Source organism: Kitasatospora sp. NPDC015120 (genome assembly GCF_043080305.1).
In the GTDB taxonomy this organism is placed as follows: domain Bacteria; phylum Actinomycetota; class Actinomycetes; order Streptomycetales; family Streptomycetaceae; genus Kitasatospora.
This window is the reverse complement of sequence record NZ_JBIBVJ010000035.1, coordinates 20818-27845: the sequence shown is the minus strand read 5'-3', so window position 1 is coordinate 27845 and position 7028 is coordinate 20818. Positions and strand designations below refer to the sequence as shown.

6 protein-coding genes are annotated in these 7028 nt (G+C 73.1%); 3 read left to right on the top strand and 3 right to left on the bottom strand.

The genetic code is table 11. The features are described from left to right. The 3 genes from ACF1AK_RS35520 to ACF1AK_RS35510 form a co-directional block, all read right to left on the bottom strand. Positions 1 to 1748, bottom strand: a 1748-nt coding sequence (locus tag ACF1AK_RS35520) for a type I polyketide synthase (RefSeq protein ID WP_391502971.1), incomplete at its 3' end; no start/stop codon positions are given. A 66-nt stretch (positions 1749 to 1814) separates the two neighbouring features. Then, positions 1815 to 2846, bottom strand: a complete 1032-nt coding sequence (locus tag ACF1AK_RS35515) for a 3-oxoacyl-ACP synthase III family protein (protein ID WP_391502970.1) — start codon at positions 2844 to 2846, stop codon at positions 1815 to 1817. A 138-nt stretch (positions 2847 to 2984) separates the two neighbouring features. Next, positions 2985 to 3524 (bottom strand): hypothetical protein, encoded by a 540-nt coding sequence (locus tag ACF1AK_RS35510; protein WP_391502969.1) that lies wholly within the window; start codon positions 3522 to 3524, stop codon positions 2985 to 2987. A gap of 277 nt (positions 3525 to 3801) precedes the next feature. Here ACF1AK_RS35510 and ACF1AK_RS35505 point away from each other — a divergent pair, with 277 nt between their 5' ends. The 3 genes from ACF1AK_RS35505 to ACF1AK_RS35495 all read left to right on the top strand — a co-directional run bounded on the left by ACF1AK_RS35505 (position 3802) and on the right by ACF1AK_RS35495 (position 7027). After that, the gene (locus ACF1AK_RS35505) at positions 3802 to 5001 is read left to right on the top strand and encodes a cytochrome P450 (RefSeq protein ID WP_391502968.1); all 1200 of its coding nucleotides are present in this window, start codon (positions 3802 to 3804) and stop codon (positions 4999 to 5001) included. Continuing rightward, positions 4998 to 5222 (top strand): ferredoxin, encoded by a 225-nt coding sequence (locus ACF1AK_RS35500; RefSeq protein WP_391502967.1) that lies wholly within the window; start codon positions 4998 to 5000, stop codon positions 5220 to 5222. Before ACF1AK_RS35505 ends, ACF1AK_RS35500 begins: the two co-directional genes overlap by 4 nt. Before the next feature lie 344 nt (positions 5223 to 5566). Continuing rightward, positions 5567 to 7027 carry a DHA2 family efflux MFS transporter permease subunit gene (locus ACF1AK_RS35495; protein WP_391502966.1) on the top strand — a complete coding sequence of 487 codons (1461 nt, stop codon included), beginning with the start codon at positions 5567 to 5569 and terminating at the stop codon, positions 7025 to 7027. Position 7028: the final 1 nt, after the last annotated feature.

Here is a 7028-nt window from a genome sequence, read left to right as displayed (position 1 = left end):
ACCCCCATCCCCACCCACTGCGACCCCTGACCCGGGAACACCAGCACCACCCCACCCGGCGACGACGCCAACCGCCCCGACACCACCGCAGGATGGGACTTCTGCTCCGCCAACGCCCGCAATCCGGCGATGAGTTCGTCGCGGTCCGGGGAGACCACGGCGCCACCGTGCCGGTGCCGGGCACCCCGGGTCAGCGTCCAGGCCGCCACTTCCGCCGGTCCGGCCTGGGCGCCCGCGCCCTCCAGCCAGTCCGCCAGCCGCTCCGCCGCCGCCCCCAGCGCCGCCTCCGAGCGGCCCGAGAGCAGCACCGGGGCCGTCACGGGTGCCGGTTCGTCCGCCGGGGCCCCGGACTCCTCCGCGACGGCCGGGGCCTCCTCCAGGATCACGTGCGCGTTGGTGCCGCTGATCCCGAAGGCGGAGACGCCCGCACGGCGCGGCCGCTCACCCGGCGCCCAGTCGACCGGCGTCCGCAGCAGCTCCACCCCGCGCGAGGACCAGTCCACCTCGCCGGTCGGCTCGTCGACGTGCAGGGTGGCCGGCAGCACCCCGTGCCGCAGCGCCTGCACCATCTTGATCACACCCGCCACCCCGGCCGCCGCCTGGGCATGCCCGATGTTGGACTTCACCGACCCCAGCCACAACGGCCGGCCCTCCGGACGCTCCCGGCCGTAGGTCGCCAGCAGCGCCTGGGCCTCGATCGGGTCGCCGAGGCGGGTGCCCGTCCCGTGCGCCTCCACCGCGTCCACGTCCGCCGCACCCAGGCCCGCCGCCGCCAGCGCCGCCCGGATCACCCGCTCCTGCGAAGGACCGTTCGGCGCGGAGAGCTGGCTGCTGGTGCCGTCCTGGTTGACGGCCGAGCCGCGCACCACCGCGTACACCGGGTGGCCGTTGGCCCGGGCGTCGGAGAGCCGCTCCAGGAGCAGCAGGGCCGCGCCCTCGCCCCAGCCGGTGCCGTCGGCGGTGGCCGAGAAGGCCTTGCAGCGGCCGTCCGGCGACAGACCGCGCTGGCGGCTGAACTCGACGAAGGTGTTGGGGGTGGCCATCACCGTGGCCCCGCCCGCGAGCGCCAGCGTGCACTCGCCCGACCGCAGCGCCTGGGCGGCCAGGTGCAGGGCGACCAGCGAGGAGGAGCAGGCGGTGTCCACCGTCACCGCCGGGCCCTCGAACCCGTAGGTGTAGGCGATCCGGCCCGACGCCACGCTGGGCGCGCTGCCGATGCCGACCTGGCCCTCGACCGCCGCGGGCACCGGGTTGAGCCGTGAGCCGTAGTCGCTGTACATGATCCCGGTGAAGACGCCGACCGGGGTGGCGCGCAGCGCGGCCGGGTCCAGGCCCGCGCTCTCCAGCGCCTCCCAGGTGGTCTCCAGCAGCAGCCGCTGCTGGGGATCGATGGTGCCGCTCTCCCGGGGGCTGATGCCGAAGAAGTCGGCGTCGAAGCCGGCCGCGCCGGCCAGGAAGCCGCCGTGCCGGGTGTACGCGGTGCCGGTGCGCTCCGGGTCCGGGTCGTACAGCGCCTCCAGGTCCCAGCCGCGGTCCGCCGGGAACTCCGAGATCGCGTCCCGGCCCTCGGCCACCAGCCGCCACAGGTCCTCCGGCGACCCCACCCCGCCCGGGTAGCGGCACGCCATCCCGACGATGGCGATCGGCTCCGTGTACCTGGCCTCGGCCTCGTGCAGCCGCAGGCGGGTGTCCTGGAGGCTGGCGCTGACCCGCTTGAGGTAGTCGCGGAGCTTCTCGTCGTTCGACATGCGTGCTCTGCCCTTCGATGCTTCGAGGTGGGACGGGGCCGGACGGGGTGGAGCGGGGCGGAGGGGTCAGACCTGTTCCAGGGCGAACCCGGACTTGATCCACTTGCTGGACTCCACCGCGAGGACGGCGGCGCGGTCGCCCGCGGCCAGCTTCGGCAGCACCTGTTCGAGCTGGAAGAAGACCAGCGCGTTGCCGGTGTTGGCGGTCTCGCCGACGCAGCTGATCTCCTCGGCGCCGGGAAGCCCGAGCCGCTGGACGATCCGGGTGGTCATCTGGGTGGACAGCTGCGGCGGCAGCAGGTGCGTCAGCTCGTCCGGCTGCCAGCCGGCCTCGTCGAGCAGCCGGCGCAGGATCTGCTCGGCGAACAGCGGGACGGTCTCCTCGATCGCCTTGTAGTCCTCCCGGGCCGCCGGCCGCCCGCTGTGCCGGTCGACCGGCCCGAACCACTCCAGGACCTGGCCCGGGGCCCGTCCCCGTCCGGCGAGCTGGACGAAGGAGGCGCGGACGGCGGTCGGGCCCGCGGCCGGATCGGCGCTCAGCACGGCGGCCCCGGCGGCGTCGCCGAACAGCACGTAGTTGACCAGTTCGGCCGGCGGGACCGCGCGCAGGTCGGCGGTCAGGTCGTAGTGCTTGGCGATGACGTCGCCGCCGAGCACCAGGGCGGTGCGGTGGCGGCCGGTGGAGAGCAGCTGCCGGGCGACGTCGATCGCCTGGACCGCGCCGGAGCAGCCGGACTGCAGCTGGTAGGTGGCCACACCGTCGATGCCGAGGCGGTCGGCGATCTGGTTGACGGTGGCCGGCATCAGACTGTCGGGGGTGGCGGTGCCGAGCACCACGAGGTCGATGTCGGCGGGGTCGGTGCCGGCCGCGGCGAGCGCGCGCTCACCGGCGGTGGTGCCGAGGTCGGCCAGGGTGTCGCGCTGCTCGCCGGTCTCCAGGTCGAGGGCGAGGTGGCGGGTCCGGGTGCCGATGAAGGTGTCCACCCACTGTTCCCAGAGGGCGTCCATGCCGAAGCGGCGGCCCAGGGCGGCGTTGTCGATGGGCGGGCCCGGCAGCGCGGTGCCGGCCGCCAGGAGGCGGATCTCTGCGGGGTCCATCTGCGGTCTGCTCCCAGGGGCGTCGGTACGCTCCGGCCGGCCGGACGGCGGTCCGGCGGGCGGGCGTGCGGCGGGCGTGCGGCGGGCGTGCGGCGGACGGGTGTCGGGCGGACGTGCGGCGGTTCGGCGGGCGGGCGTTCAGCGGCGGTAGAGGACGATCGCCGAGGCGTAGGACTTGTGGGTCTCCACCGGCCGGAACTGGCGGAACCCGATCGCCCCGCGCAGCGGGCCGGCCACCGCGACCGCCTTGATGGTCTGCTGCTCGCCGAGGGTCAGCCGGGCGTCGTCGACGACGCCGCCGGTGCGGATGACATGACCGTCGATCAGCCGGATCTCCTCCGAGAAGTAGCCCAGGAAGTTGCCGTCCGGGCCCTTGCGCAGCATCCGCCCGATCCCCTTGGTCGTGCCGACCAGCGCGCCCTGCTGGTCACGGAGCTCGTACCGGACGTGGGCGAGGTCGTCCAGCGTCGGGGTGCCCCCGCTGAAGTCCGCGTTGGTGGAGTCGTAGCTGATCAGGGTCTCGTTGAGGTCGGTCAGGTGGAGCAGGTTCTCCGGTTCGCCGACCGGCGGGTTCGGCCCGGTGGGGCCGAGCGGCGGCACCGCCAGCCTGGCGAGCAGCCAGCCCCGCAGGGCGTCGGCGGCGGAGCCCAGCGGGCCGGGAAGGGGGATCGGTGCCATGCTCGGCTCCATTCGGTACGGGAACGGGAAGCGCCGGGGGAAACGGCGTGCCGATCACGCTAGGCAACGGTGCTAAACCGGCCCGGCGGCCCCCGCTGAACCGGCCGCCGCCACCCGTCGAATGCGCGGCTAAATCCGCGACAAACGGCCATTGAATTCCCGTTGATTCCCGCCGGAACTCCCGTGGCCCGCCCCCGGGCGGCGCAACTAGCATGCGCCGGAGTAACCAGAATTCCCCCCCGGGCACCATTCCGGGAAATCCGACTGGGAGGCCGCGTTGTCCGCCAGTTCCGCCGAAGCACCGTCGTTCCCGGTGCGCCGCACCTGCCCCTACCAGCCGCCGGACGTCTACCGGGAGATCAGCACACGGGGCCCGATCAACCAGGTCACCCTCTGGGACGACCGCCGGGTCTGGCTGATCACCGGCTACGCGGAGGCCCGCCGGCTGCTCGCCGACGAGCGGCTGTCCTCCGACCGCAGCTACGACGCCTACCCGACCATGGCCCCGCACCTGGGCGCGCCGGCCGCCCGCAAGCTGGTGCTCGTGGGCGAGGACCCGCCGATCCACCACCACCACCGACGGCTGCTCAACCCGGAGTTCAGCCTCAAGCACGCCCGGGCGCTGCGCCCCGACATCGAGCGGATCGTCAACGGACTGATCGACCGGATCGAGGAACTCGGCTCCCCCGCCGACCTGGTGGAGCATTTCGCCGCGCCGATCCCGTCGCTCGTGATGTCGGCGCTGCTGGGCATCCCGTACGAGGACCACGCCTTCTTCCAGTCCGCCACCGCGGGCGTCATGCAGGGCCGGGACCCGGCCCACACCGAGGCCTCCGCCGCCGAACTGGTCCGCTACCTGGACCGGTTGGTGACGGCCCAGGAGCAGAGCCCCGACGAGAACCTGGTGGGCCGGCTGGTGGCCCACGTGGAGAGCGGCGAGCTGAGCCACGACGAGGTGGTCCAGCTGACCATGGTGCTGCTGATCGCCGGTCTGGAGACCACCTCCTCGATGATCCCGATCAGCGTGCTGGCCCTGCTGGAGAACCCGGAGCAGCTGGAGGCCCTGCGCTCGGGCGAGGTGCCCGCCGCCACCGCGATCGAGGAGCTGCTGCGGATCACGGCGGTGACCGACTTCGCCGGGGTGCGCTGGATCACCGACGACATCGAGATCGACGGCCGGGTGCTGAAGGCCGGGGACGGCCTGGTGGTCTCCTCCACCATGACCAACCGGGACGAGCGGGTGCACGCCGAGCCCTACGAGCTCGACCTCTCCCGGGCCAGCCGGCAGCACCTGACCTTCGGCTACGGCATCCACCAGTGCCTGGGGCAGAACCTGGCCCGGCTGCAACTGGAGATCGCCTTCGAGACGCTGGTGCGCCGGCTGCCCGGGCTGCGGCTGGCGGTGCCGGCCGAGGAGCTGGTGATGCGCCGGACCGGCACCATGCAGAGCGTCGAGCGCCTGCCGGTGGCCTGGTGAGCGGCGGCGGGCTGCGGGTCGCCACCGACCGGGACCGCTGCATCGGCGCGGGCCTGTGCGTGCTGACCGCGCCGGACGTCTTCGAGCACGACGACGACGGGCTGGTGACCCTGCTGACGCCCGAACCCCCGGCCGGCCTGGTGCCGGACGTCCGGCTCGCCCACCAGCTCTGCCCGGCCCAGGCCCTGCTGCTGACGGACCCCCGACCGGACACGACCTAAAGGCCCCGGGAACCTTCCCCGCCCCGGACCGACGGGACGAATCCGCAGGTCACCGATGCCCGGCCGGCGGAAACCCACCCCGTCGAAGGCCGTCGACCCGAATTCCGGGTCGGCGGCCTTAACGGTGTCTAAGGGACGATGGCCGCCGCCCCGTACTTGTTTATACGCTCTTTCAGTACGCCGGGCGCCCAGCGCCGGGCTTTCGGCAAGGCGGTCCTCTGGCGCGGCGCCCCTCCGGTACTCCGCCGCGCCGTCCCGCCGCAATCCGCGGCCGCGGGGCATCGCGTGATCCGCACCCGCCTCCTCACCCGCCTTCTTCTCCCCTGCTATCCCTAAGGACTGAAATGACGCAATCAGCATCAGCCGAGGACCGGCTGGACGGTCCGCTGGTCAAGCTGATCATTGTCATGGCGCTCGCGTCGGTGACCGCGACGCTGAACGCGACCATCGTCGGCGTCGGGCTGAGCCCGCTGGCCGACAACTTCGACACCACGCTCACCACCGCCGAGTGGGTCATCACCGGCTACCTGCTGGCGGTCGCCGCGACCATCCCGGTGACCGGCTGGGCGGTGGACCACTTCGGCGGCAAGAAGGTCTGGCTGTTCGGCCTGGTGCTCTACACCGTGACGGCCGTCGCCTCGGCGCTGTCCTGGAACATCGGCGCGCTGGTGACCTTCCGCATCCTCCAGGGTGTGGCGGCCGGCATCATCGAGCCGGTCATGATGACGCTCACCGCCCGCGCCGCCGGCCCGTCCCGGCTGGGCAAGGTGATGGGCCTGCTGGCCCTGCCGATGACGCTCGGCCCGGTGATCGGCCCGATCCTCGGCGGTGTCATCGCGGACAACCTGCACTGGAGCTGGCTGTTCCTGGTGAACGTGCCGATCGTGCTGATCGCGCTGGTGTTCTCGTTCAAGGTGGTGCCGGCCGACGCTCCCGCCGAGGGGCAGCGGGCGACCTTCGACGTCCTCGGCACCCTGCTGCTGAGCCCCGGCTTCGCCGTCCTGGTGTACGGGCTGTCGCAGACCGCCCACGAGGGCTTCGGCTCGACCACGGTGGTGGTGTCGCTGGTCATCGGCGCCCTGCTGGTGGCCGGCTTCGTGGCGCACGCGCTCACCACCCGCCGCACCCCGCTGATCGACGTGCGGCTGCTCGCCAACAGGGGCTTCACGGCCGCCGTGGTCGCGATGGCGCTCACCGGCGCGGCGGTCTTCTCGCTGTACGTGCTGCTGCCGCTCTACCAGCAGCAGGTGCACGGCCAGAGCCTGATGGCCAGTGGACTGCTGCTGGCTCCGTTCGGGGTCGGCACCTTCCTCGGAATGCCGCTGGCCGGGCGGCTCAGCGACAAGCTGGGCGCCAATCTGCTGGTGCCGGTCGGCGCCGCGCTGGTGGTGCTCGGAACGCTCGGCAACGCGCTGTCCTCGGCGGCCACCAGCCAGCTGGTGCTCGGCCTCTACGCCCTGGTCTCGGGCATCGGCCTCGGCTGCGTCGGCGCGCCGACGCTCGCCTCGCTCTACCGGACCGTCCCGCTGGAGAAGACCTCGGGGGCGACCAGCACCATGCTGTCGCTCAACCAGGTCGGCGGCTCCTTCGGGGTGGCGCTGGTGGCGCTGCTGGTCCAGCGGGGGGTCGCGAACGGCGACTCGGTCCGCAACGCCTACTCCACCACCTTCTGGTGGGAGCTGGCGATGACCGCGGTCATCGTGGTGGTCGGCCTGCTCCTGCCCGGCCGCCCGAAGGCCTTCGCGGCCGGCCCGGTGGTGGAGGAGGTCTCGCCGCGGGACACCGGCGAGCCGGTGGCCTCCTGAC

Excerpts from the sequence above, each read along its gene's own strand:
- ACF1AK_RS35495 (WP_391502966.1), top strand. The coding sequence starts at position 5,567 with ATGACGCAATCAGCATCAGCCGAGGACCGGCTGGACGGTCCGCTGGTC.
- ACF1AK_RS35510 (WP_391502969.1), bottom strand. The coding sequence starts at position 3,524 with ATGGCACCGATCCCCCTTCCCGGCCCGCTGGGCTCCGCCGCCGACGCC.
- ACF1AK_RS35515 (WP_391502970.1), bottom strand. The coding sequence starts at position 2,846 with ATGGACCCCGCAGAGATCCGCCTCCTGGCGGCCGGCACCGCGCTGCCG.